This window comes from Streptomyces sp. NRRL S-37, assembly GCF_000721605.1.
Taxonomy (GTDB): domain Bacteria; phylum Actinomycetota; class Actinomycetes; order Streptomycetales; family Streptomycetaceae; genus Streptomyces.
This window is the reverse complement of record NZ_JOIZ01000028.1, coordinates 23,902-47,221: the sequence shown is the minus strand read 5'-3', so window position 1 is coordinate 47,221 and position 23,320 is coordinate 23,902. Positions and strand designations below refer to the sequence as shown.

Here is a 23,320-nt window from a genome sequence, read left to right as displayed (position 1 = left end):
AACGTAATGCCCATCAAACGGAATTCCCCGGGGGTGAGTACGCACTGGACCGTGGAGCACGCCTGCTCCCACCGGGTAGATCATGACCTGTCCAACCGCCCCGCCGACAAGCGGGCCGGCTTCGCCCGTTGGCTCGCGTCGAAGGACTGCACCGACTGCTGGAAGGCGGCGCGCGACGCCGACTCCGAGTCCAAGGAAAAGTGGCTCGCGGAGAAGCGCGCCGAGGAGCAGGAGGCAGCGGCCACCTGGGCTAAGCAGTTCGACATGCCGCAGCTGGAGGGCCCGGAGAAGGCCCTGGACTGGGGTGAGCGCTCCCGCCATCAGCTGATGACGGCCGCGCACACCGCCCTGGTTGTCGAGGGCAGTTGGGACGAGGCGGACTGGGCGGAGCTGGAGGAGAAGGCCCGCTCGATCACCCGTGCCGGTTGGTGGATCGACCAGCGCGACGCCGAAGGCACTGACCTGCTCGAACTCCTCGACGCAGCCACCGAGGCGGACCGCGGGACGGAGAACCCGTTCCGCTGACGACGGGGCAACATAGCCGGGAAACGCCGGTTAGCCAAACCGGCGTTCCTCCGGACTATTGATGCTCCCACCCCGACAGCAACCGCGTGGAAGGAACCGCGTGCTCCCTCCGTCCTGGGACCATCAACCCACCCCGGTCACCGCCCTCACCCCCGACCCGCTCACTCCCACCCGAGATATCACCCACGCCCACTTTCAGGCCGGAGACACCGTCGTCGTCCTCAAGGGGGTGGCCGGCGGAGAACTGTGGGGAGATTCCATGCGCATCGTCGCCCCCTCCTGGCACACCCCCACCGACGAGGACGGATGGCGACTGCGTGATCCCACCGGCGGTGCCCAGTCCTACGTCACCGCTCACCCCCGCTACCTCGTGCACCTCTCGCGCCGCTGCCCGGACTGCCTGATCTACCTGCGGGCCATGGAAGACGCCCTCCTCGCACGGTTCGCCGGCCGCGACGAGCTGATCGACTGCGGCTGGTACACCACCACCGCCCTGGGCCAGCTCGTACACACCGCAGACACCAGGGGCGGCCGGTGACTCCCCCCACGAACCGCCCCGACCGTGCCGCTGCGCTCCACAAGGCCAGGGCCCGAGCCACCGCAACTCCGGACGATCCTTCCTGGCCGCTGCACCTGGCCGAAGACCTCCGCGACATCCGGGCCGGCTGGAAGACCTCAGCCGAGGTGTGCGCGGATGCCGCCTGGTCGGCACGGTCAGCCGGCCGCAGCGTCCTGGGGCTGCTGTCCCCGGAGGATGTCCTCGCAACGGACCGTGATCCGATCACCGCACGCGCCTTGGCGCATCTGTACCTGAGCGCCCTTCGGTTCGACTTCCGCTGTCCCACCCTCCAGCGCCTCGTCGAGCACCTCGCGGAGACCGCGCGCCAGCCGCTCGACTGCTACACCCGTGCCCTGTACGCATTCGCGCTGCTGGGCCAGTCCCGGCCTGAGGGCCTGATGGTCATGGACGAGGTCCTCACCGAGGCCGAGGAGCACCCCAAGACACTGCATGTCCTGCTGCACGGACTGTGGCTCGGCCAGGACCTGGACCGGGGCGCGGAGCGTCTCCTGGCCCTCAGCTCCCGGCCGGCCCTCGCCACCGGCACCGGCACCGATCCGATCATCCTCTTCCGCGTGGCCGGTGCCCTGCGCCGGCTGGCTCGGTACGACGAGGGGTTGAGCGCCGTCGACAGGGCGATCGACTGTCTTCCGCCGGGAGATATCGCGGTTCATGCCGACCTGGTCCGCGAGCGCTCCCTGATCTGTGCGGCCCGCGACCTTCACCAGCATCAGTCGCACACCCGCACGTCGAGCGGGGTGCCGTCATGATCCCCCGCCTGCACGCAAGGGCCCACTCGCCGCGCGAACCGCTCGCCGAGGCGCTCGGGCGGCCCCTTTCCTCGAACGAGGGCCTGACGGAGTACACCGTCGTCGCCCACTGGCCGGGCCTGGGCTACTACACCCCGGACGACGAACAGAAGACCTGGACATCCGTGGAGTGGGCCGAGCACCTCGAAGATCCCTACCTGGAGCATCTGTTCGCTGCCAGCCCGGACGACGGCCGGCACGCGATCCTCCACCTCGACGTCCGACTCCACCCGGACGACCGGGAGCTGACCGGCCCCGAGTGGGCCGAAACCGCCCACCGGTTCGCGCGGGCCGCCGGTATCGAGGTACCCGGCTCCGCGGAGCACGGCTGGCGGTGGATCGCCGTCCAAGCCCAACCCGGACGCCTCGACCTGATCGCCAACCTCATCCACGTCGACGGCACCTGGCGTACCCCGCCCGCCGACATCCTGCAGCGTCTTGCAGGTGAAGCGCGCCGCATCGAGCAGGACCTGAACCTGATCCCCGTCCGCACCGGCACCACGCCGCGGTCCGCTGCCCGTACGGTCCCCTCCGCATCGGCGCAGCTCGCGGGCGTCCTCACGCAGCTCGCCGACGAACAGGTCGGCCCGCTGGCCACGGTCCGCGGACTGGTCGAGCACACCGCTTACCGGATCGCCCTCCAGCCGGGGGCTGCCGGCACGGACACGGCTCATCGTCTGGAGCTGATCGCCCGCCGCCTTCATGCGATTCAGCAGGACCTGGACACCACTGCGGCCCACCTGGCCCAGCCAGGCGTCGCCGCACCGGCCGCGCCCCGGCGCACCGCCCACAGATCTCTGTAGGAGAAACGTCTCCTTGCCCGCACCACCGACCGCTTCCTGGACATCCGCCGTGACCCGCACTCTGACGAACTCCTCGCCCTCGGCGGCGACCTTGAGGCACACAGCATTCTCCAACGAGCGGGTTTCGTCGCTGTCGTTCGCCTCCACGAGACCTACCACCGCGCCCCCGCCGGCCTCTCCGAGGACGACGAGTCCCGTCTCGCCACCGATGCCGTAGGGCGCCTGCGGACCGTCGGGTACCACGTCGACTGCGACGAGCCTTTCGACACCGAAGCCCGCCCCGCGGCCTATCCCACGCTCGGCGCCTCGGTCTCCCACCTCGCTGAACGCCTCCGCGAGGCCACCGACACCGCCGAGGCAGCCGGCATCCTCACCGAACTCACCGCGCCCCACGACGGCATCCTCGCCGGGTTCGAGGAAACCCTCGGCGCCCTGGCGGAGTTCGTCGCCGGCCTCGGCGACGCGAGCGATCCGTACACCGCACGGCGCCTGCGCTACCTCGCCGACGAATACGTCCGCGTCATCCACTCCGACCTCGCGCACACCCGCGAACGGCTGGCCGACCGGCACGCCCCTCACCCCGGCCGCCGCGCCTGCGCCGAGCAGGTTCCCGACCACGAGCCCGAACGCTCCGCGGTGTGCGCCTGCACACCCCCGCTGCGTGCACTGCCGGCCCCGGCACCGCCGCCCGTCGGTGCCAGCCGCCTGCGCCGCTGAGCCCCTGCAACTGCCCCAAGGACACCATGCACGACCACGACACCTCCGAGCGCCTCGCCTCCTACGCCGACGTCCTCGCCGGCGAACTCCCCGACACCTGGGTCAGCTCACATCTGACGGCCGACGACAAGGACGACCTTGCCGAACTCACCGACCACATCTGGGACCTGGACCTGGTAGCCGCCTCGCTCGCCGAACACCCCCTGCAGCAGGCAGCCGTCCTCAGCCGCCCTGACGGCGCCCAGCTCATTCTGATCGACCGGCACGACGAACGCGACGGCTTCCTCCTGGCCGCCATCGCCCCTCGCGCCCTGCCCGACGAGGCGTACCGGGCCGTTCCCGAGCCCAACGGCATCGCTCTGGCGGACGACCCCTTCCTGAGTGCCGAGCAGGTCGCCGGCGATCTCCTCGCCCGCTACGACCGTGCACTCGCCCAGGTCCGGCACAACGCCCTGGGCGGTATCCAGCCCTCCCAGCCGGACCGGGTCGTCCTGACCTGGCAGCCAGACGGCAGCGTCGCCACCGCCCCCGCCGACGACCGGGCCGGCACCATCCTCGTCGCCCACGGCTTCGTCCAGGACCCGCACAGCGGCATATACCGCCTGGGGGGCGACGACACCCAGGCTCAGGCCCGCGCGCTGCGCGAGATCGGCCCGCAGCTCGACGCGCTCGGTATCGGCACCGCCCTCCAGCACCCCGCCGGACGTCACGCGCCCACCTCCGCCCCGGCATCCAAGCCGCCGGTACCGGCCAGCAGCCGCACGCCGACCTCCAGGGCTCGATGAACCAGACGGAACCCGACTTCTGGGTCCTGGAGTACGTCACCATCACCAAGGACCCCCGCACCGGCCTGGTCGTGGCCATCGGCGGCACCGAGCAGGCAGCGGACATCCTCCAGCGGGCGGGTGGCTTCGTCACCGCTCCTGGGCTCGCGGGGACTACCACCGTCTTCCGCACGGCCTGCCAATCGAGCAGCAGCGCCTGAAGGCGACCACCGCCTCGCACGCCCTGCTCGCCGCCGGACACAACGTCCACCTCGACCCCACCCTGAACATGCTGGCCACCCCCGACGGCGACCGTGACGCAGCCCTGCGCTACCTCACCCAACTCGCCGAGCGGGCCTCGGCCGCCGAGACCAGCAGCGCGGTGGCCGAGGTCCTGACCGAGGTCGCTGCGCCCGTGCACGGGCTGCTGCCCCTGACCAGAGAAGTGATCGTCCGATCCTGGATCGCCTCCAGTGATCTCCAAGGCGCCGCGCCCAGCGAGGAACCCAAGCCCATCGCACGGCTCGGCAGCACCGCCAACTCCCTGAGCGAAGCCGCCCGCGTCATCCTGCACGCCCGCAACCACGCCGCCCGCCCGACGCAGCCGCCGACCACCGCACCGGCACCGGGCCGCGCACAGTCCCCGGTATCCCGCCGCCGCTGACCCCGGAGAGAAACGTATGGCCAATCTGGCCGACGAGTACGGCACAGACGTCGAGATCTACATCAAGGCCCTGACGACCACCATCCACGCCGACACCTCCACCGGCGCCCCCGCCGGCCTTCACGACCTGCTGGAACAACTCGGCCTCGAACGCCACGAATACCCCACGGACGCACCGCTCTACATCTGGCACACCGTGCCCGACCACCTCAGTGCCGACGAGCAGAAACGCCTGGCGAACCGCGCCATCCCCGCCCTGCTCCTGGCCGGATACACGGTCAACTGCGACCCCGAGGTCTTTGACGAGGCCCTCTACCAGCAGGCCGCGCACGAAGTCCTGACCAACAAGCCCAAGGCCGCGCCGCAGCACCTGACACCCGTTCCCGCGCCGCCCCCTGCGCCCTCCCGCCGCGCCCTGTGAACCTCGCCCAGCAGCCGCGGTACCACCCACATGCCTTCGTTCCCGACCCGCCGGAGGAATGCCGTAGCACCCCGCACACCGCCACCGATCAGCCATCGGCTCAAGCCCCGCCTCGCCACGGCCCTGTTTCGCCGCTATCTGCGCGCCTGCATTCCGACCGGCCCCGACCGCGCCGCTCCGCTGGCCGGTGCCCGCCCGGAGGCCATCCTCACCGAGACACAGCGCGTCGGGCAGCGCCACCACCACTGACCGTCCACGGACCCGGAGGAGCATGTCCCACCCCGCCCCCTACCCGGTGAGACTGGCCGACGAGATCACCCGCCAGCTCGGCCAGCTCGCCGATCACCTCTCGCAGCTTCCCCCGCCTCAGGCCGCGCAGGTCATCGCCCGCGTCCTCGACCCGGACAAGGGTGTCCTCGGCGGTGTCACTCACCTCGTCATCACCGGCAGCCACTTCGCCAAGAGCGAGGCGGAACGAGGCGCCCTGCCAGCGGAGGTGTGGCTCGCCTTGGGCCGTGCCGCCAACGAACTGCACGACATCAGCCTGGACCTGGACGAACACCAGGACCTCCTCCAGTACCTCGGCACCCGACCGGCCACCAGCGCGGCGAAGCCTCCGGCTCCCGCCCCGCTCGTCGTACGGCGGCGCCGGTGAAGAAGAGGCAGTGGCAGGGCTGGGGGCCGGGCGAGCAGGCCGAGCAGCACTACCTCGTCCAGCCCCGTGCCCTGGCCGGCGGCGGTGACGTCCGGCACGTCTCGGAGTTCCTGCGCGCCTCGGGCTGGCGGGACAAGTCCAAGACGGGCGGCCCGCTGCTCATGGAGAGCCCGGACCGCACCGTCCGCGTCGCCTACGACCCCTACATCCTGCCTGGCGGGTGGACCATCCACGGCCAGGCCGGCGCGAACGGCGAGTGGTCTGCGCACCTGGGTCGGCAGACTCCGGTGGAGATCGTCGCCGGTCTGACCGACGCCCTCACCCGTCCCCGCTCCGCCCACGCACCCAGCATCTGGGCGCCGTTGCAGGAGCAGAACTGGCACACGCGTTTCGAGGGCCAGGATTACACGGCCACGAGCCCCGACGGCACCGCGTGGATGCAGTACCGCCAGGGCGCCGACGGCTCGGCCTTGTGGTGGACCGGGGCGCAGGACAAGCAGGGCAACGGCTGGACGGCCTACTTCACGCCGGACACACCGATGTACCTGGTGCAAGCCTTTTCCGCCGAACTCGCTGGCCCTGACCCCGTGATGCGCCCACGCGGACGCGTTCCGCACAGCGCACAGATCCGTACCTGGTCGGTCTCCGTCAAGCCCTCCCAACTCGGCGCGTGGCAGCAGGCCCGGATCACAGCCGCCCGCGCCGCCACCTGGGCCCGCAACAGCGCCCGAAGCACACGGCCACGCACCACCGCCCGCCCCTACACCCCCACCGGCGGCGCCCGAACCCGCCGTTGATCCCCATCCCCGTCTCAAGGAGCCCGATGCCCGCCCCCACCCCGGAAACTCTGCGCACCCTGACCGAGACGCTGTCGGACGTCACCGAGTACCTGCGCGAGAACCCCGACCCCGCCGAAGCCCTCGCCCTCGTCGAGCCGCTCCTCGACGAGTACACGGGCCTGCCCGTCCAGCTCGCCGACACCCTGCGTGCCCTCGCCCGCACCGTGCAGGAGCACCAGGCCATCCCGCGCACCGCGCATGTCAACCTCCTGATCGCCGAGCTGCGCTCCGCCGCCTGGGAGCAGACCGACCAGCACACCCTCCACTACATCCTGGACGAGCTGCGCGCGCTGCACGACGATGCCGAGAGCGGGCAGGGGTGCAGCCGGTGCCGTTGAGCGAACGCCAGCTCGACGCCTTCGCCGACCAGCACGCCGGGCAGATCCCGTTCGACACCAGCCCCCGCCACCTCGCCGGTCCGGGAGACGCCCGTCACGTCACCCACGGCCTGGCCGCGGCCGGATGGGCCACGGTCTCCGACCCGCTCAGCGCCGAGATCGTGATGGCCAGCCCCGATCACCGCTACCGCCTCCAGTTCGACCCGCAGTCCGCCACCTCCGCGTGGTGGCGGCTGCGGGCCGCCCCCGGCGACAACGAACGCGGCTGGTACGCCGAGTTCGGTGAACTCGTGCCGGCCGAGGTCCTCGCTGGCCTGACCGACGCCCTCATCGCACCCGCCTCGCCGCAGCCGGACCCCTGGCAGTCGGTGAGCAGCGCGGGCTGGCGGCGCGACGAGGCCGGGGCGGCGCACTCGCCGGACGCGATGTGCCATATCGAACGGCGTCCGATGAGCGAGTTCCATGACCGGCCGTCCTGGCATATCGAGGTGCGCGACGCCCGCGACGCACAGTTCCCCGGCCCGCGCATCTGGCACGGCTATCTCGACGAGCACGTCCCCGATCACCTCGCCGGCGCCTTCCTGGGCGCGCTGACCGACCAGAGCCCGCTGCAGCGCGGCATGTTCGACCGCACCGCCCACTACAGCACCGTACAGGAGCCGAGCCCGCTGCGCCCACAGCAGGTAGTCGACGCCCACACCGCCCGGGTGAAGGCGATCCGAGCACAGGCCGGCGCCGTGCGCCGTCAGCAGGCCGCCCCCGCGACGCCCCCGGGGCCTACCACCGCCGTCCACCCGGCCGCTCGCCGCTGAACCGGAAGGACTTCTCCGATCTCCCGCACCGTGAACCACCGCCGCACCTCGCTGCGGCGTCTCAACCGCTACGTGCGCCACAGCGAACGGATCCTGGCGTCCTGGGACGCCTTTACCGAGTTCAACACGGACCTGGACGGCTGGCCCTTCGACGAGGACGCCTACGGCCGCCGGGCCGCCGTCCGTGACGCAGACACCGCTGCGGCGTTCACCAGCATTCGCTCCGGCACCCGTCAACTGCTGGCCACCGCCCGGCTCCAGCTCCAGCACCTGCCCGCCCACCTGGCGCGGGACAGCTGGCCCGGGCAACTGACCATCCTGGAGGAGGCGCTGCGCTGCCTCGACGCCCTGGACAAGCAGTGGCAACAGACCCGCGCCCAGCTCCCCGCGGACGCCGGGCCGGGCACCGAGGCGTACATCGACGCACTGGACGAGCACCACGCCGAGTGCTGGAGCTACCTGGATGACTGGGCCTGCCACGGCCACGCCATCCTCGACATCCAGGCCGCCACCAGTCGGGCAGCAACCCAGCCCAAGCGTCCGCAGCTTCCCCCCGTGAAGCCCCGGCACGGCGGCTACCGCGCAACGAGGCGGTGACCATGCCCTCCGGAACTGACACCGTCGAGGTCGACTTCATCACCCCACGCCACCTCGCCGGCGGGGGCAACCCCGCCTGGATCACCGTCCCCCTGCACCGAGCCTGCGGCTGGAGCCACGGCCACGACCCCCTGATGCCGCGCGTCCTGCTCTCCAGCCCAGACCAGAAGGCCCTCCTGCGCCTGGAGCCCGATCCCAACGGCCAGTGGTGGACGCTCACCCACACTCGAGAATCGGGCCGCCCCGCCTGGTACGCCAGCTTCGGCGCCCGCACCCCGGTCGAGCTGATCGCCGCCGTCACCGACGCCCTCACCGACCCGGCCCCGGCAGCGACCGCACCGTCGGACCCGTACGAACCGCTCCAGCAACTCGCCTGGACGCCGCCCGCCATCGGGGCCGACGGCCTCGTGTCACCGGACGGCACCGTGTACGTCCAGCGCTTGGGAAGCACGCAGGAGCCGCGCCCTTGGTTCGTCACCGCGAAGCTGGGCCGGGACCGGCCGATGTGGCAGGCCCGCTTCGACGCGCACACACCACCACGTCTGATCACCGCGTTCACCACCGCACTGGCCGATCCGCACCCCATAGCGCGCATCGACGGCTTGCGCAGTCTGCCGACACTCGATCCGAACATCGTGACTCGCGAGTCCACGAACGTCCTCGCTGTGCGCGTCGCCACCGCACTGGAAGACCGCGTCCGCTCCCTTGCCGCCCGCCGTGCCAGCCCACCGACGAGCCCGGTCGCCTCCCGGCAGCCGCCAGCCAAGAACAACCGCCGCCGCTGATCCTCCCGTCTCCGCCTGGAAGCACCTAGCCCTTGCCCCCTTCCTCCTCCAACAGCAACACCGACGGGTACGACCTCGTCCTGCGCTTCTTGCTCGGTGTGCTCGCTGTCGTCGTCCCCCTGTCCCACCTCGCCTGGCTGTCCGGCAACATCACCGCCTACCTCACCGGAGCCCGCTGGGCGCCCCACCAGCCCACCGCCGCCCTGCTCCACCCCGAGCAAGTCTGGCCCACTGTGGGAGAAACATCCCTGCTCTTCGGCGCCCGCATCGTGCCCGTCATCCTGCTCCTGGCCCTCGCCGCGATGATCGGTCTGGTGTGGGCCCGGCGCAAGAGCCAGGGTGGTGGCCGCAAGAAGATCACCGACATGGCCAAGGCCAGGGACATCGAGCCCCTGATGGCCAAGGCGATTACCGACAAGGCCCGCTCGCTGCGGCCGAACCTGAAGGATGCCAAGCACATCGATGCGAAGGAAACCGGCATCCTTCTCGGCAACCTGCAGGGCAGCCGCCACGAGGTGAGGATGGGGTTCGAGGACGTCGCGGTCGCGATCATGGCGCCCCGCTCGGGCAAGACGACCTCGCTGGCCATCCCGTCCATGCTCGGCGCGCCCGGTCCGGTCCTGTTGACGTCGAACAAGGCCGCCGGTGATGCCTTCACCACTGCCTACGAAGCCAGGGCCCGGGCGGGGACGGTGTGGACCATGGACCCGCAGCAGATCGCGCACGCTGACCGCGAGATGTGGTGGAACCCTCTGGCCGGCGCCAGAACGCTGGACGGGGCGAACCGGCTGGCCGGACACTTCCTCGCCGCTTCGGTGGACGCCTCCCAGCAGGGCGACTTCTGGTCCAAGGCCGGCAGCAACATCCTCTCCCAGCTGCTGTTGGCCGCAGCGCTCGACGAGCGGCCGATCACCGACATCATGCAGTGGCTCGCCTTCCCCGCCGACCGCACCCCGCTCGACGTCCTGCGCGACCACGACTTCGCCGCCGTCGCTGCCCAGCTCAAGGGCACCGTCGAGGGGCCACCGGAGACCCGCGACGGCATCTACGAGACCGCCCGCCAGTACGCCGCCGCCCTGCTGAACTCCGAGATCGCGGCCTGGGTGACCCCGCAGAAGGACGTCCCTGAGTTCCGACCGGAGCAGTTCGTCACCTCCACCGACACACTGTTCCTGCTCAGCAAGGACGGCGGAGGCGGAGCCTCGGCGCTGATCGCCGCATGCGCGGACTCGGTCATGCGGGCCGCGACCGCACAGGCCGAACGCGCCGGCGGACGCCTCGACCCGCCCATGCTGGCGATCCTGGACGAGGCCGCCAACGTGTGCAAGATCAGCGACTTGCCGGACCTGTACTCCCACCTCGGCTCCCGCGGGATCATCCCGATCACGATCCTTCAGTCCTACCGCCAGGGCCAGAAGGTCTGGGGGGACGCGGGCATGGACGCCATGTGGTCCGCCGCGACCGTCAAGGTCATCGGCTCCGGCATCGACGACCCCGACTTCGCGGACAAGCTCTCCCGCCTGATCGGCGACCACGACGTAGAGACCACGTCCACGTCGCACTCGGAGTCCGGGAAGTCGACCTCGGTCAGCATGCGGCAAGAGCGGATCCTGCCGGCCGACGCGATCCGTGCCCTGCCCAAGGGCACCGCGCTGTGCTTCGCCACCGGCATGCGCGCCGCCATGCTCGACCTGCGGCCCTGGTACCGGGAGCCAGGATCGGCAGAGTTGTCCGCGGCGTCCGCACGCGCCTCGAAGGCGATCACCGCACGCGCCGTCGCGAAGCACGCGCCGACACAGTCCGACTTCGGGAAGGCCGCGTAAGCAACAATCAGCTGCACCTGGTGCCGGTCCGCTCCCGTGGGGCGAACTTCGTGGACCTGGCACCGCCACCACCCGCCGCCCGCAGGACAGATCTTCGCCGTCAGAGCCGCCGACGAGACCGGCATCCTGCGTGCCGTGGCCATCGTCGACCGACCGCTTGCCCGTCACCTGGACGACGGCGCCACTCTCGAAGTCACCCAGACCGCCAGCGACGGCACCCGCAACGCCAACTCCCTTCCGTACGGCGTGGCGTGACGGGCGGCGAAGGTCCTCGGCTACCGACGACTGGTCACCTACACACAGGAGGGCGATAGTGGCGCATCACTGCGCGGCGCCCGTGTGACGCGTCATAGCCAGCCGGTCGCCCCGTGCCAGATGGCACACCGCCTCCCACCCACGCGCCGACCACGGCAACTACCACGTCACCCGCCTGCTGTGGCAAGCCCCTTGACCGGTACCGCTCATGCACGGTGACGGACCAACCACCATCATTCTTCCCGTACTGCGCACGCCCCCGGAGTTGCTCTGCACACCGTCGACTTGACCGAACACACCCGCCTTCTCGGCGAGGTGGCCCCCACCCTGGAGCAGTTGTCCGCGGAGACAACACGGATCCGGGAAGGCGAGATCGCCAAGCCCTTCCGAGAAATCGCCCCCCTGAGCTTGCAGGTGCACGACCTCGCGATGAAGTGCACGCGGCAGGTCCACGACCTGTCAGTCAGCCAGTATCCCGCGATGAAAGACGGCGCCGACAACCTGGCGCACCTCGCCGGCGCCTGCGCCCAGATCTCACTCGCCGCCACACTGTGTAACCTCGCCATCCACCACCGCACCGAAATCCTGCTGTACGAGGACGCCGACTCCACTCCCGCGACCAGCCGTGATCAACTCCGCCGTGCCGGGGCCGAGATGCAGCGAGCGTCCACCACCTATCGTGCCGTGGCACGACGGCTCTCCCGCCGCCTCGCCTCATTCTCGCAGCGGGCTGAGGACCAGCAGCTCATCTCCGCCGCCCAGCAGCACAGCCCGCAGCAGGCCCCCTCCTCACCGGTCCCCGCTATCCGGCGCCGCGTATGACGACACCGCCCGAGGGCCTCCTGTTCGACGTGGCCGCCCCTCCGACGCCGGTTGAACGGCTGCTGTTGCTCGCAGACCAGTACGTGCAGCACAACGACATGCTCGACCGTCTCCTGCGGGCCAGTTCCCGACCCGAGCCCGACGCCCACGTCACCTCCGCTCAGCGACTCGCCTCCGCTACCCGCACCGCCCTCAAAGCGGTCACTGACGAACGCCTCTTCCAGAGCCACGACCTATCCAACGCAGTGGTCCGCCTCCAGCAGCTCGCCTTCTTGAGCAGTGCCTCCGCGGACCAGCAGCTACCGATGGCACGCACCCTGACCGCCCTGGCGCCCGAAGCGGCGATGGGCTGCGCCGACACCCTCGCCCACGAGATCCGACGCCGCGGGTGGACCGCGAGCGACGATCCAGACCACAGCCTGACCGCCGCGCACCACACCGCCCTGTGGGAAATCGCCTGCGGAAACGTCGTGGCCACCAGCTCCATGGGACGGCAGTACGTCCACTACCGCGACGAGCGCGTGGTCATCGGCACACTCCGGGCGCTGGAGGCACACGGGCTCGCGGAACGCGTCCCGAAATCCGCACCCTCCGCGTACGTGGGCGGCCCGCTCCAAGACCGTGTCCGTCTCACCCCCGCCGGTACCACCGCCCTGGCCACCGCCATCAGCAGCCCGCCCGTCCGCAGGGCGCCCGGCACGACACCTGCTTCCGCACCCGCCGCTGCGACTACGGCGACCCGCGGCCGTTGACTGATCCACTGGAGCCACGCCAGCCCATGACCTCGCACGCCCCGCAGAACACCGCTGCTCCCTGTGACGCCAGTTCCAAGCCGTGCACGCACACGCCCGAGATGTTTCCTCCACAAGCCCTGGCGACGGCGCTCGCGGAAGTCACCCCCACGCCGCCTGCGGTACATGGAGCCCTGCGGTGACGCCCTTCGAACCGCAGGCCCGCGTCCTGGCCCCCCGCGCTATCTGGCGGGAGCGGGCGTCGACCGGCTCGCCGACGCGATCGGCCCGCTGATCCACCTCTTCGGCTGGCCGAGCGAGCACGATCGCGCGAGCGGCATCTGCGTCAGCAGCCCCGACGGCAGCCTGTTCGTGACCTTCAACTCCCGTCACACCCGCGGCCACTGGTGGTCCATCCCGAACCACGAGCCGTACTGGGAAGCCCGGTTCACCAGGCAGCCCCCGATCGAGTTCATCGTCGCCGTCACCCAGGCTCTGCCCCAGCTGCTCGGCGACGACCAGCGCATCGAACGCATTCCGCTCACCACCGCCCCCCTCGCGCAGATCGCCTACCTGAATCACTGGCACCGCGAGGACAACACGTCGCGCAGATCGCCAAGGCCGCCCAGGACGCCGTCGCCGAACTGACCGCTGCCCTTGCCCGCGGCGTGGAGAATCAGCGCCGCCAGGCCGCCGCCACATCACGGCGGGTCGTCCTAATCGGACCTACACCGCAGCAGTTCATCGAGTCGGCCGCCGACCTCCTCGACCGCATCCCCGCCCTGTGCGACGCCGTATCCCGCGGCCGGCCGGAATCCCCCTGCCGCTGACGCGACAGCAGCGATGCGAGCACACCCTCCCTTTCCCTACACCCAGGACAAGCCATTTCAAATCAGCCTCGATTTCGCGCTCTCTCCCTCGGCGCGGGAGTTCAGTCCAGCACTCTCCTCTCCCTGTCAGCCGAGGGAATTCTTCCTAAGGTCGACTACGCGATTTTCGCCGACACCGGCTGGGAACCCGAAGCGGTTTATGCGCACCTTGACCGACTGGAAGAGGAGATAGCCGCACCCGCCGGGATACCCGTACTTCGCGTGTCGGCCGGCAATATCCGCGACGACGCTCTGAACCCGGATCACCGATTCGCCTCCATGCCGCTGCACATCCTCAATCAGGACGGGCGACCTGGAATGACTCGGCGGCAGTGCACGGGCGAGTATAAGGTGAAGCCGATTAAACAGAAGGTGCGCGAACTGCTCGGTTCCCCCTACCCGGCACGCATTCCGAAGGGTGTTTTCGTCGAGCAGTGGGTAGGAATCTCCACGGATGAATTCCATCGCGCGAAGGACGCGGACGTCAAGTACATGCGTAACCGACATCCCCTTCTGGACATGTCCTGGAGCAGGGCCGACTGCGTGCGCTACCTGACTTCGCTCGGTCTCGCCGATACACCGAAGTCGAGTTGCCTGGGATGCCTTATGTGGAATCGGACAGGTCTAGGCTGCAGCCATGGCCCCGATCCCGTGGGGCAAGTTCCCCACTGTCGCAGAGCATCAACTGGCTCACCGGTGGCTGCAGTTCACGGCGAACATCGGCCGGGCCCCCAACACAATCGACGCGTACGGACGGGCGGTCGAGGATCACCTGCGGTTCTGCGCCGTGCACGGCACGGATCCATTACTTGCCCGCGCGGACACCGTCGCAGCCTGGATCAGGGACATGCTGGATCGGCCCCTCCGGCGTCCTGCGAAGGGGCCACGACGGTCCGATGCCGGACTTGCGAACGCGACCATCCAACAGCGCCTGGTGGCTGTCCGATCCTTCTACGAGTACCTGGTGGAAGACGGGCTGCGTGAACAGAACCCGGTACGGCGAGGGCAGGCGAGCCGTGGTGGTCGCAGACCCCGCCAGGGCCTCGTACGACGCGTCGAACAGGCCCCTTGGATCCCCAACGAGGAGATCTGGCAACGGATCTTGACCGCCTCGGGCGAGGAACCACTGCGCAACCGGCTGATGGTCACGCTCGCCTACGACGGTGCACTACGCCGCGAAGAACTCGTCCAACTCGACGTCGAGGACTTCGAACCCGCACACCGGCTGATCCACCTTCGGGCAGAGACCACCAAATCCCAGCGAGCCCGGGAAGTAGCCTTCGGCACCACCTCGTCCCAGCTGTTCGTGGCCTACCTCGCCGAGCGTCGCACGATGTTCGGTCGGATCGACGGACCGCTGTTCCGCTCCGTCTCGAACCGCAACTACGGCGCCCCACTGGGTCCTTCGATCTGGTCGAAGACCGTCGAACGCATCGCCCGCAAAGCTGGAGCTGCCCGGTTGTCCACCCACACCCTTCGACATCTGCGGCTGACCGACCTGGCCCGCGCCGACTGGACCATCGACCAGATCGCCCAGTACGCCGGCCACCGCGATCTCGCCACCACTATGCGCTACATCCACCTGTCCGGCCGCGAACTGGCCGCCCGCTTCCACCGCACGAACACCACCATCCAAGCCGACCGTGAGCGACTGCTCGCCGCACTGCTGGAGGAGCGATGACCACGACCGATCCCAACAACGCCGCTGGCGACGCGATGCCGCGCGAGGCTCTGCTGGAGCTGATGCGGCCGGTCGACGAGGCAGTCCGGGCCTGGTCCCCCAAGACCGCCCGCGCCGCACGCAACCGCATCCTTGACGAGGTACGTGTCCGCGGCCTCTCCTACCGTTCATGGGACGAGGCCGCCTGGGCTGAGATATCCCTCACCGCCGGCCCCGCCCGTCTGCACATCGCGGCTCTCGGTCACCTGCTCGGTGGGCATCACCGCTTGCACCACACGGCCGGGATCAATCAGCTCCGCAGGCTCGCCGACCTGGTCTTCGGCCCCGGCGCCACCCAGCCCGCGCTGGACGAGATCGAACAGGTCCTGAGTTCCTGGCAGACCTCCCCTCATCTGCTGGAATGGCAGGTCGGCAATGCGGTCCTCGACGCCCTCCTCAGCGCGGGCAGCCCCCGCCTGGAAGACCTCACCGACGACCTCGTACGCCGACTCGTCGACGACTACAAGGCGGCCGGTCTGACCAGTCGGCGTCGCGGGCTGATCAAGATCTCGCGGGTGCTCGCGGACAAGGGCATCCTCCCGGCCCCGCTGCACGCCAACGAGGACAAGGCCGGGCCCCGCTCCGACATGCTCTCCACCGTTCCACCCGAGTGGGCCGAGTGGGCCCTGCGCTGGCGGAAGTTCTCCACCCACGAGCCCGGCACCATCCGTTCGATGTTCTCCGTCATCCTCATCGGCGGACGCTGGGCAGCGGAGAAGCACCCGGACGTCATCTCGCCGGATCAGTGGACCCGGGATATGGCGGCCGAGTACATCGCCGACACCATGAAGGCCACTGTTGGTCAGTGGGCCGGCCACAACCGCAACCGCAGCCGCTTCGGTCAGCCCATCTCCGCAGGCGGACGGGCAGCACGGATCGACAGCATACGTGGGTTCTTCTGCGACCTCATCGAATGGGAGTGGATCAAGCCCCGGTTCGACCCGCGCCGCGTGATGAGCATGCCGCTCTCCCTGCGCGCCCAGATGGGGCCGAACCCCAGGAACATCGACGACGCATCATGGGCCAAGCTCATGGCCGCCGGGCTCACGCTAAACGCCGAGGACCTCATGCCCTACGGCTCTGGTCGAGCCCGAAAGGCCGGTTGGAAGGCGACCTACTACCCGGTCGAGATGGTCCGGGCCATGGTGGCGGTCTGGCTGTTCGGCGGCTGCCGTGTCGACGAGATCCGCCGCCTCGAACTGGACTGCGTCACCTGGGACGAGGGCACCGACAACACCAGCGGAGAGCCCTTCACCATCTGTCTGCTGCACATCCCGCAGAACAAGACGTCCCGGCCGTTCAACAAGCCGGTCGACCCCGTCGTCGGCCAGCTCATCGACGCCTGGAAACTCGTCCGGCCACCGCAGCCCGACTTGGCCGATCGCAAGACCGGCGAGAAGCGGCAGCACCTGTTCTGCCACCGGGGCCAGCTCGTCGGAAAGGACTACCTCAACCACAACATTCTCCCGGCTCTCTGCCGCAAGTCCGGCGTCCCGCAGACCGACTCCCGCGGCGCCCTGACCAGTCACCGGGCCCGCGCCACCATCGCCACCCAACTCCTCAACGCCCGCGAGCCACTAACCCTCAACGACCTGCAGCAATGGCTCGGCCACAAACATCCAGCCAGCACCCGCTACTACGCGGCGATCCTGCAGCGCACCCTCACCGCGGCCTACAAGAAGGCCGACTACTTCGCCCGCAACGTCCGCACCATCCAGGTCCTCATCGACCGCGAGTCCATCCTCACCGGAGCCGCCGCCGGCGGCGAACAGCCCTGGAAGTACTACGACCTGGGCGAGGGCTACTGCAGCTACGACTTCTTCGCCAAGTGCCCACACCGGTTGGCCTGCGCACGCTGCCCCTTCTACGTCCCCAAGCAGTCCTCGCAGGGGAAACTCCTGGCCGTCAAGGACGGCATCGACCAGATGCTCGAGCGCCTGGACCTGACCGATGACGAACGGGAAGCCCTCGAAGGAGACCGCGAAGCGGTCACCGCTCTCGCCGAGCGTCTCGCGGACACACCGACCCCAGGCGGCCCCACGCCACGTGAACTCGGGACCACCGACGGCTTCGTCCCCCTGACCCAACTCATGAGCACCGTTCCGGCGCAGAAGCCGGATCCGCACGACAAGCGAGATATCGATCGAAAACCGCCTGGCTATCAGGAGTGAAGGTCCACTGCTGCAGAGCCCGCCGCAGCTCGGACTCAGTCAGCCACCCGTGCCAAGCCACCTCTTCCGGATCAGGGGCGACGATCTCCGGAAGCACGGCGTCACAGACCGCAAGCCAATGAGGGCTGAGCCCGCCCCTGTTGAGGAACTTGAACCGAAGGCGCGCTGTCGCCCGCACTCCCATCTCCTCACCGACCTCGCGAGCAGCTGCCTGCTCATAGGACTCACCGACTCCCGCAGCACCCCCGACCCCGAATTCGTAGTGCCCTGGGAAACGGGACAGGTGCTCAGCCCGCCGATGGACGAGAAAACGGCCCTGCCTATCGCGGCACACCACCACGCCAACCCGGTGCAGCCAACCCTCCCGAACAGCGTCCCGCCGACTGACTACCCCCAGCACATGTCGGCGTCGGGTGAATCGTGACCCACTTTGGGCGGTTGAAAATGGACCCAGTTGTGGTGGTTCAGTCGTTGTCTTTGTCGGTGGGGACGCGTCCGAGTTCACGGCCGCGCATGCGGTAGGAGTCGCCTTTGAGGGGGTGGACCTCGGCGTGGTGGACGAGGCGGTCGATCATGGCGGCGGCCACGGTCTCGTCGCCGAAGACCTCTCCCCAGCGCCCGAAGGGTTTGTTGCTGGTGACGATCACGGACGCGCGTTCGTAGCGGTTCGAGATCAGTTGGAAGAACAGGTTCGCGGCCTCCGATTCGAAGGGGATGTAGCCGACCTCGTCCACGATGATCAGCGGATAGCGGCCGAGGCGGGTGAGCTCGGTGGCGAGGTTGCCGGCCTGGTGGGCGGCGGCGAGGCGGTCGACCCATTCGGCGGCGGTGGCGAAGGCGACGCGGTGGCCGGCCTGACAGGCGCGGACTCCCAGGCCGATGGCCAGGTGCGTCTTGCCGGTGCCGGGCGGGCCGAGGAAGAGGACGTTCTCCTTGCCGTCGATGAAGTCCAGGGTGCCCAGGTGGGCCAGCTGCTCGCGCGTCAGGCCGCGCAGATGGGCGACGTCGAGTTCCTCGAGCGTCTTGATCGCGGGGAAGCGGGCGGCGCGTACTCGTGCTTCACCGCCGTGGGACTCCCGGGCGGAGACCTCCCGCTGGAGACAGGCGACGAGGTATTCGGCATGCGTCCAGGACTCCTTGCGGGCCCGTTCGGCGAGCCGGTCGGCGGCGTCCAGCAGGGCCGGTGCCTTCAGTGCCCGGGCCAGGAAGGCCAGCTCGGAGTTGGTCTGCTGGCTGGTGCGGCGGCCGGCGGCCGGGGCCTTGTCGACGGGCTGGGCGAGGGCGGCCTCGCCGTCTGCGGTGGTGGCGGCCGGGGGCATTTAGATGGCCTCCTTGTCGGCGCCGCCGTCGATGACGGTGAACAGGCGGTCATAGGTGTCGAGCTCGCGTTGTTCGACTTCGACCATCGGGCCGCCGCCGCAGCCGACGGCCTGGATGTGACCCGTGGGCCGGCGGCGGGCTTGGTGGCGCATCATCGCTCCTGCCTCGGCGTGTTCGGGATCGGTGATGGTCTGGTGGCGGGCCCAGCAGCGGACGTGCTGGGCGACGATCTCGCCGCCGGTGGTCAGGACGATGACCTGGTCGTTGTCGGTCAGCACGGTGACGTGGTGGCCGACGGCGGCGGGGTCGACGGAGTAGTCGCAGGTGTCGACGCGGACATAGTGGTCCCGGCCGAGGCGGGTGGAAAACCGCCACCAGGTCGGCGGGTCGACCGCGGGCAGGGTGAGCATCCCGGCCCGGTCGGCTTCCCACCGGTCGGCCGGACGGGCGCCCAGGGTGCGGTGAACGCGCCGGTTGGCGACCTTGAGCCAGGCATCGAGCTGGGTGTTGAAGTCGTCCGGACCGCTGAAGTGCCGGCCCGGCAGGAACGACGTCTCCAGATAGCCGTTGGCCCGCTCCACCAGCCCTTTCGCCTCCGGATCCCGCGGCCGGCACAAGTAGATCTTGGTGGCGAGCAGGCCCGCGAACGCAGCGAACTCGGACGTCGGACGGCCGCGGCCGATGCCGGCCTCGTTGTCCCAGACCAGCGTCTTGGGGACGGCGTCCCACTGCGACAGCAGCCGCCAGTGGCCGTCGATCAGGTCGCCCGTCCTCCTGGAGGGAAGCATCCGTGCGGCGATCACCCGCGAATAGCCCGAGACCATCACCAGCACCGGCGGCCGGCCGGTCTGCCCATAGCCCAGCGGGATCTGGGCGTCGGGAAACCACAGGTCGCACTGGGCCAGCTCGCCGGGCCGGTAGTTCGTCCGGGAGACCGGATCGACCGGCAGATAGGCCGGGCGAAGCTCACGGATCCGGTCCTTCAACACCGTCATCCCGCGTTCCCAGCCGATCCGCTCGGCGATCACCGTCGCGGGCATCGTCGGTGTCTCCCGCAGCAACTCGCGGATCTGCACCTCCACCGCGTCGACCGCCGAGCCCTTCGCCGGCCGCTCGTACTTCGGCGGCCGGTCGTTGGCCAGGGCTCGCTTCACGGTGTTCTTCGAGATACCGAGATGTCGTGCGATCGCACGGATCGGCATCTGTTCCGCCCGGTGCAGACGGCGGATCTCTGCCCAGTCTTCCACGAGGATCACCCTTCCCTCCTGACCTTGATCAGCAAGGTCAGAATGAGATGAAAATCCACAAGTGGGTCAGTATTGACACGCCGTCAAAGGGTCAGAGTTCGACCGTCGCCGACAGCACACGGTCCTGCGCGTCAACACATTCCACGAGTTCATCCACGCCGCACACGATCGCAGGCACCACTGACACCCGCCCGGAATGACCGGACCGTCACACAGCCAGCGGCCCCTCACACCGACCTCACGCCACCGAGCGAAGGATCACGACCCTGTCTCAATTCTCAATAACTTGCCCGTTCCACGGAAATGCGCAATGGCGGCACATCAGGAACACCTCTCCGTCCGAGTGGGCGGACGTCGTCGAATTCGACGCGGCCATCCGGCAGGGCAATGCCCGCGCCAACGCCACCGGCAGCAGGCTGCTCGGCGAGGCGTTCCTGCACCGCTCCCGCGTCCCGCTCAGCGAAGCCCCCATCGATCACGTCACGGCTGCCGAGCGGGCCGCCCTGCGGATCAGCGCGGACGAGGCCGACGTGCTGGAGAAGGGTGTCGAGGACGGCTGCTCGCCCTGGGCGTGCCGCGGCGACGCCGACGCGCTGACGCAGGACGACTTCGGGCTGGCCACGTGATACTCGACCTCTTCGCGGGGCCGGGCGGCTGGAGCAGAGCACTGCACATCCTGGGCGTGCGCGACATCGGGCTGGAATGGGATCAATGGGCGTGCAAGACCCGGGCTGCGGCCGGTCAGTTGACCATCCGGTGCGACGTGGCGAGGTACCCGACCTGGCCGTTCATCGGCCGCACCCGCGGCGTGATCGCCTCGCCACCGTGTCAGGCGTGGAGCATGGCCGGCAAGCGCCTCGGCCTTCTCGACCAGCCGCTGGTACACGCGGCGGTCGAGGACCTGGCCGCCGGGCGCGACACCCGCGAACGCCTCCTCGCCGCCTGCCGTGACGAGCGCTCCCTTCTCGCCGCCGAACCGATGCGCTACCTGTACGCGCTGAACACGGTCGGCGAGCCCGACTGGGTCGCCATGGAGGAAGTACCGGACGTGCTGCCCTTGTGGAAGCAGTACGCGGCCGTCCTGCGCGGGTGGGGGTTCTCCGTCTGGTACGGAATCCTCAACGCCGCCGACTTCGGCGTCCCGCAGACCAGGAAGCGAGCGATCCTCCTGGCCTCCCGCGTCCGCACGGCGCAGCCGCCCACGCCCACACACGCCCAGCTCGCCGAGCCGGAATCGCTGTTCGGCCCCGGCCGCGCCCGCTGGGTCAGCATGGCCGAAGCCCTGGGATGGGGCGCGACCGACCGGCCCGTCCCCACCGTCTGCGCAGGCGGCGGGCCCGGCGGCGGCCCCGAACCGTTCCCGTCGGGCTCCCGCAAGACGCTGTCCAACGCCCGGGAGCGCGGCACCTGGATGCCCCGGCCGGACAGAGTGGTCCTGCAGTCCCGCCGCGAAGGCGCCGGATGGACGGCCTGGCACGGCACCCGCGACAACCGTGCCGCCGACGCTCCGGCGCCCACGTTCACCGCCGAAGCCCACCGCTGGTCCTGGTCCCTGCGCAGCAACAACCAGGCCAACGCCACCGTCCGTCCACTGTCCGAGCCGGCAGGCACGCTGTTCTTCGGGCACCGCGCGAACGAGTGCACCTGGATCGCAGAACCCGGCACACCCTCGGCCACGGACACCGATACGCCGGCCGTTCCCGAGCCGATCCGGATCACCGCTCGCGAGGCCGGCCTCCTGCAGACCTTCCCCGCCGACTACCCCTGGGCCGGTAACAAGGGCCAGCAGTTCTCCCAGATCGGCAACGCCGTGCCCCCGCTGCTCGCCGGCCACCTCCTTGCCCCGCACCTCGGCGTCACCCTCGACCCCAACAACTTCACCCTCGCCGCCTGATGCCCCACGCCCCCGAACCAGACGAAGACGACCTCGACGCCCTCGCACCGCCCCAGCCGGTGTTCCACGTCGAGCAGGCCCTCCTCGGGGCCCTGCTCCTCGACCCGCACCGCCTGGACGACGTGAGCGGCATCACCGCCGACTCGTTCTCCACCGCCGCGCACGCCGCCCTGTACGCCGCGATCAGCACCCTGCCACCGCCCGACCCCGCCGAGCACGCCAAGAACACCAAGTGGCTCGACCACGTGCTCGCCACAGGACGCGAGCAGGCACGCGGACTGACCGCCTCCTACCTGCACACCCTCGTCCAGGTCTGCCCCTGGCCCAGCCACGCCCCTGCCTACGCCCGGATGGTCGAGGCGGAACACGCCCGCCGCCGCCTGCACACGGCCGCCGAGCACCTCATTCAAACCGTCCACGACCGCTCCCTCCCGCACCCCGTCCAGACGGCGCTTGCCGAGGCCGACGCGCTCGCCGCGGTCGTGGACGACATCGCGAACCGCTTCCCTCCACGCGCCGGCGCGCTGCCCCGGACCACGGCACCGCCGCCGCCCGCCGCGCCCGACCATACGGAAGCCATCGAGGAGGAGCAGCTGCTGCTCGCCACCGCCACGGCCTACCCCGCCGACATCGACGCCGTCCGGTGGTTGCTTCCCGACGACCTTGCCTTGCCCTTGCACGCCGGCCTGTGGCAGTGCCTGACCGCCCTGGCTCGCCGCCGCGAGCCCGTTGACCCCGTCACCGTCCTGTGGGAGGCACAACAGCGCGGTCTGTTGGACGACGGCCATGAACCGGCCGAGGTACTCCGCCTGCTGGCCGAACCGGCCGGTTCCGTCGAGCACTGGGGCGAGCGCGCCCTGCGGCGTTCCCTCCTTGCCACGGCCGAGCACACCGGCCGGCGTATCGAGGCGTACACCGCGGATCCGGCGAACACCCCGTTCCAACTCGTCGTCGGCGCCCGCCGGTCCCTCGCCGACGTCGCCGCCGTTCGTACCCGCTGGCAGCACGCCACCGGAGCGGTCCCCACCCCACGACCGCGGCCCGCGCCCACCACCCGTGCCGGTCCGCCGACCACCACGGCCGCGCACACCGCCCGCGCCACGCGCGCACCCCGATAAGACCCCGCATACGCCGGTGGCCGGACCCGAAGGCCCGGCCACCGGCAGAAGAGACGACACCT

General features: G+C 69.9%; 27 protein-coding genes and 2 pseudogenes. 26 read left to right on the top strand and 3 right to left on the bottom strand.

The window, feature by feature from the left end; translation table 11 throughout:
• Positions 1–6: 6 nt before the first annotated feature.
• From IH50_RS0132430 to IH50_RS38125, 23 genes and pseudogenes are all read left to right on the top strand, one after another.
• A complete protein-coding gene (locus IH50_RS0132430) occupies positions 7–525 on the top strand; it encodes a hypothetical protein (RefSeq protein WP_234328280.1) in 519 nt (172 codons plus the stop codon).
• A 100-nt stretch (positions 526–625) separates the two neighbouring features.
• Positions 626–1,063 carry a hypothetical protein gene (locus IH50_RS0132425; protein WP_030870489.1) on the top strand — a complete coding sequence of 146 codons (438 nt, stop codon included), beginning with the start codon at positions 626–628 and terminating at the stop codon, positions 1,061–1,063.
• A complete protein-coding gene (locus tag IH50_RS0132420; protein WP_051767531.1) occupies positions 1,060–1,854 on the top strand; it encodes a hypothetical protein in 795 nt (264 codons plus the stop codon). The genes IH50_RS0132425 and IH50_RS0132420 overlap by 4 nt, the downstream gene beginning before the upstream one ends.
• Positions 1,851–2,696 (top strand): hypothetical protein, encoded by an 846-nt coding sequence (locus IH50_RS0132415; protein ID WP_030870484.1) that lies wholly within the window; start codon positions 1,851–1,853, stop codon positions 2,694–2,696. Before IH50_RS0132420 ends, IH50_RS0132415 begins: the two co-directional genes overlap by 4 nt.
• Positions 2,697–3,439: 743 nt before the next feature.
• Positions 3,440–4,198: a hypothetical protein gene (locus IH50_RS0132410; RefSeq protein WP_030870482.1), complete on the top strand. Its 759-nt coding sequence runs from the start codon at positions 3,440–3,442 to the stop codon at positions 4,196–4,198.
• Positions 4,195–4,398, top strand: coding sequence for a hypothetical protein (locus tag IH50_RS42870; protein WP_234328279.1), 204 nt, complete (start codon positions 4,195–4,197; stop codon positions 4,396–4,398). The genes IH50_RS0132410 and IH50_RS42870 overlap by 4 nt, the downstream gene beginning before the upstream one ends.
• Before the next feature lie 68 nt (positions 4,399–4,466).
• Positions 4,467–4,841, top strand: coding sequence for a hypothetical protein (locus IH50_RS42865; RefSeq protein ID WP_234328278.1), 375 nt, complete (start codon positions 4,467–4,469; stop codon positions 4,839–4,841).
• Positions 4,842–4,857: 16 nt separating this feature from the next.
• Positions 4,858–5,262, top strand: a complete 405-nt coding sequence (locus IH50_RS0132400) for a hypothetical protein (RefSeq protein ID WP_030870479.1) — start codon at positions 4,858–4,860, stop codon at positions 5,260–5,262.
• A 30-nt stretch (positions 5,263–5,292) separates the two neighbouring features.
• Positions 5,293–5,511: a hypothetical protein gene (locus tag IH50_RS41790; RefSeq protein WP_158801347.1), complete on the top strand. Its 219-nt coding sequence runs from the start codon at positions 5,293–5,295 to the stop codon at positions 5,509–5,511.
• A gap of 22 nt (positions 5,512–5,533) precedes the next feature.
• On the top strand, positions 5,534–5,917 hold the full coding sequence (locus IH50_RS0132395; RefSeq protein ID WP_030870476.1) for a hypothetical protein: 384 nt from the start codon (positions 5,534–5,536) through the stop codon (positions 5,915–5,917).
• Positions 5,914–6,714 carry a DUF317 domain-containing protein gene (locus tag IH50_RS0132390; RefSeq protein ID WP_030870473.1) on the top strand — a complete coding sequence of 267 codons (801 nt, stop codon included), beginning with the start codon at positions 5,914–5,916 and terminating at the stop codon, positions 6,712–6,714. The genes IH50_RS0132395 and IH50_RS0132390 overlap by 4 nt, the downstream gene beginning before the upstream one ends.
• 26 nt (positions 6,715–6,740) lie before the next feature.
• Positions 6,741–7,094: a hypothetical protein gene (locus IH50_RS42185; RefSeq protein WP_030870466.1), complete on the top strand. Its 354-nt coding sequence runs from the start codon at positions 6,741–6,743 to the stop codon at positions 7,092–7,094.
• Entirely contained in the window at positions 7,085–7,906 is an 822-nt protein-coding gene (locus IH50_RS0132380) for a DUF317 domain-containing protein (RefSeq protein WP_030870463.1), read from the top strand. The genes IH50_RS42185 and IH50_RS0132380 overlap by 10 nt, the downstream gene beginning before the upstream one ends.
• A gap of 30 nt (positions 7,907–7,936) precedes the next feature.
• Positions 7,937–8,503, top strand: a complete 567-nt coding sequence (locus IH50_RS0132375; protein ID WP_030870461.1) for a hypothetical protein — start codon at positions 7,937–7,939, stop codon at positions 8,501–8,503.
• Between the two features lie 2 nt (positions 8,504–8,505).
• Positions 8,506–9,288 carry a DUF317 domain-containing protein gene (locus tag IH50_RS0132370; RefSeq protein ID WP_030870457.1) on the top strand — a complete coding sequence of 261 codons (783 nt, stop codon included), beginning with the start codon at positions 8,506–8,508 and terminating at the stop codon, positions 9,286–9,288.
• Positions 9,289–9,320: 32 nt separating this feature from the next.
• A complete protein-coding gene (locus tag IH50_RS0132365; protein WP_030870455.1) occupies positions 9,321–11,111 on the top strand; it encodes a type IV secretory system conjugative DNA transfer family protein in 1,791 nt (596 codons plus the stop codon).
• Between the two features lie 36 nt (positions 11,112–11,147).
• Complete coding sequence (locus tag IH50_RS42860; RefSeq protein ID WP_234328277.1) at positions 11,148–11,366, top strand: XF1762 family protein; 219 nt, start codon at positions 11,148–11,150, stop codon at positions 11,364–11,366.
• A gap of 285 nt (positions 11,367–11,651) precedes the next feature.
• On the top strand, positions 11,652–12,188 hold the full coding sequence (locus IH50_RS41275; RefSeq protein WP_107062204.1) for a hypothetical protein: 537 nt from the start codon (positions 11,652–11,654) through the stop codon (positions 12,186–12,188).
• Complete coding sequence (locus IH50_RS0132350; RefSeq protein WP_030870451.1) at positions 12,185–12,940, top strand: hypothetical protein; 756 nt, start codon at positions 12,185–12,187, stop codon at positions 12,938–12,940. The genes IH50_RS41275 and IH50_RS0132350 overlap by 4 nt, the downstream gene beginning before the upstream one ends.
• Positions 12,941–13,105: 165 nt before the next feature.
• Positions 13,106–13,567 carry a DUF317 domain-containing protein gene (locus tag IH50_RS38130; RefSeq protein WP_051767530.1) on the top strand — a complete coding sequence of 154 codons (462 nt, stop codon included), beginning with the start codon at positions 13,106–13,108 and terminating at the stop codon, positions 13,565–13,567.
• A 236-nt stretch (positions 13,568–13,803) separates the two neighbouring features.
• A pseudogene (locus IH50_RS42855) lies at positions 13,804–14,391 on the top strand (hypothetical protein); the annotation flags it as partial.
• A 34-nt stretch (positions 14,392–14,425) separates the two neighbouring features.
• Complete coding sequence (locus IH50_RS39175; protein WP_030870449.1) at positions 14,426–15,469, top strand: tyrosine-type recombinase/integrase; 1,044 nt, start codon at positions 14,426–14,428, stop codon at positions 15,467–15,469.
• Entirely contained in the window at positions 15,466–17,679 is a 2,214-nt protein-coding gene (locus IH50_RS38125; RefSeq protein WP_078914170.1) for a tyrosine-type recombinase/integrase, read from the top strand. The genes IH50_RS39175 and IH50_RS38125 overlap by 4 nt, the downstream gene beginning before the upstream one ends.
• Here the strand turns inward: IH50_RS38125 and IH50_RS40295 are convergent.
• From IH50_RS40295 to istA, 3 genes are read right to left on the bottom strand one after another with little or no spacing between them, the layout of a single operon-like run.
• Entirely contained in the window at positions 17,597–18,133 is a 537-nt protein-coding gene (locus tag IH50_RS40295; protein ID WP_078914178.1) for an NUDIX domain-containing protein, read from the bottom strand. The two genes, IH50_RS38125 and IH50_RS40295, sit on opposite strands and share 83 nt — an antisense overlap.
• A 10-nt stretch (positions 18,134–18,143) precedes the next feature.
• Positions 18,144–18,998: an IS21-like element helper ATPase IstB gene (gene istB, locus IH50_RS0132320; protein WP_030870441.1), complete on the bottom strand. Its 855-nt coding sequence runs from the start codon at positions 18,996–18,998 to the stop codon at positions 18,144–18,146.
• A complete protein-coding gene (gene istA, locus IH50_RS0132315) occupies positions 18,999–20,255 on the bottom strand; it encodes an IS21 family transposase (RefSeq protein ID WP_030870439.1) in 1,257 nt (418 codons plus the stop codon).
• A gap of 278 nt (positions 20,256–20,533) precedes the next feature.
• Here istA and IH50_RS0132310 point away from each other — a divergent pair.
• From IH50_RS0132310 to IH50_RS0132300, 3 genes and pseudogenes are all read left to right on the top strand, one after another.
• A pseudogene (locus tag IH50_RS0132310) lies at positions 20,534–20,872 on the top strand (hypothetical protein); the annotation flags it as partial.
• Positions 20,869–22,140 carry a DNA cytosine methyltransferase gene (locus tag IH50_RS0132305; protein ID WP_030870432.1) on the top strand — a complete coding sequence of 424 codons (1,272 nt, stop codon included), beginning with the start codon at positions 20,869–20,871 and terminating at the stop codon, positions 22,138–22,140. The pseudogene IH50_RS0132310 and the gene IH50_RS0132305, both read left to right, overlap by 4 nt.
• Positions 22,140–23,258, top strand: coding sequence for a DnaB-like helicase N-terminal domain-containing protein (locus IH50_RS0132300; protein WP_030870429.1), 1,119 nt, complete (start codon positions 22,140–22,142; stop codon positions 23,256–23,258). Before IH50_RS0132305 ends, IH50_RS0132300 begins: the two co-directional genes overlap by 1 nt.
• Positions 23,259–23,320 lie beyond the last annotated feature (62 nt).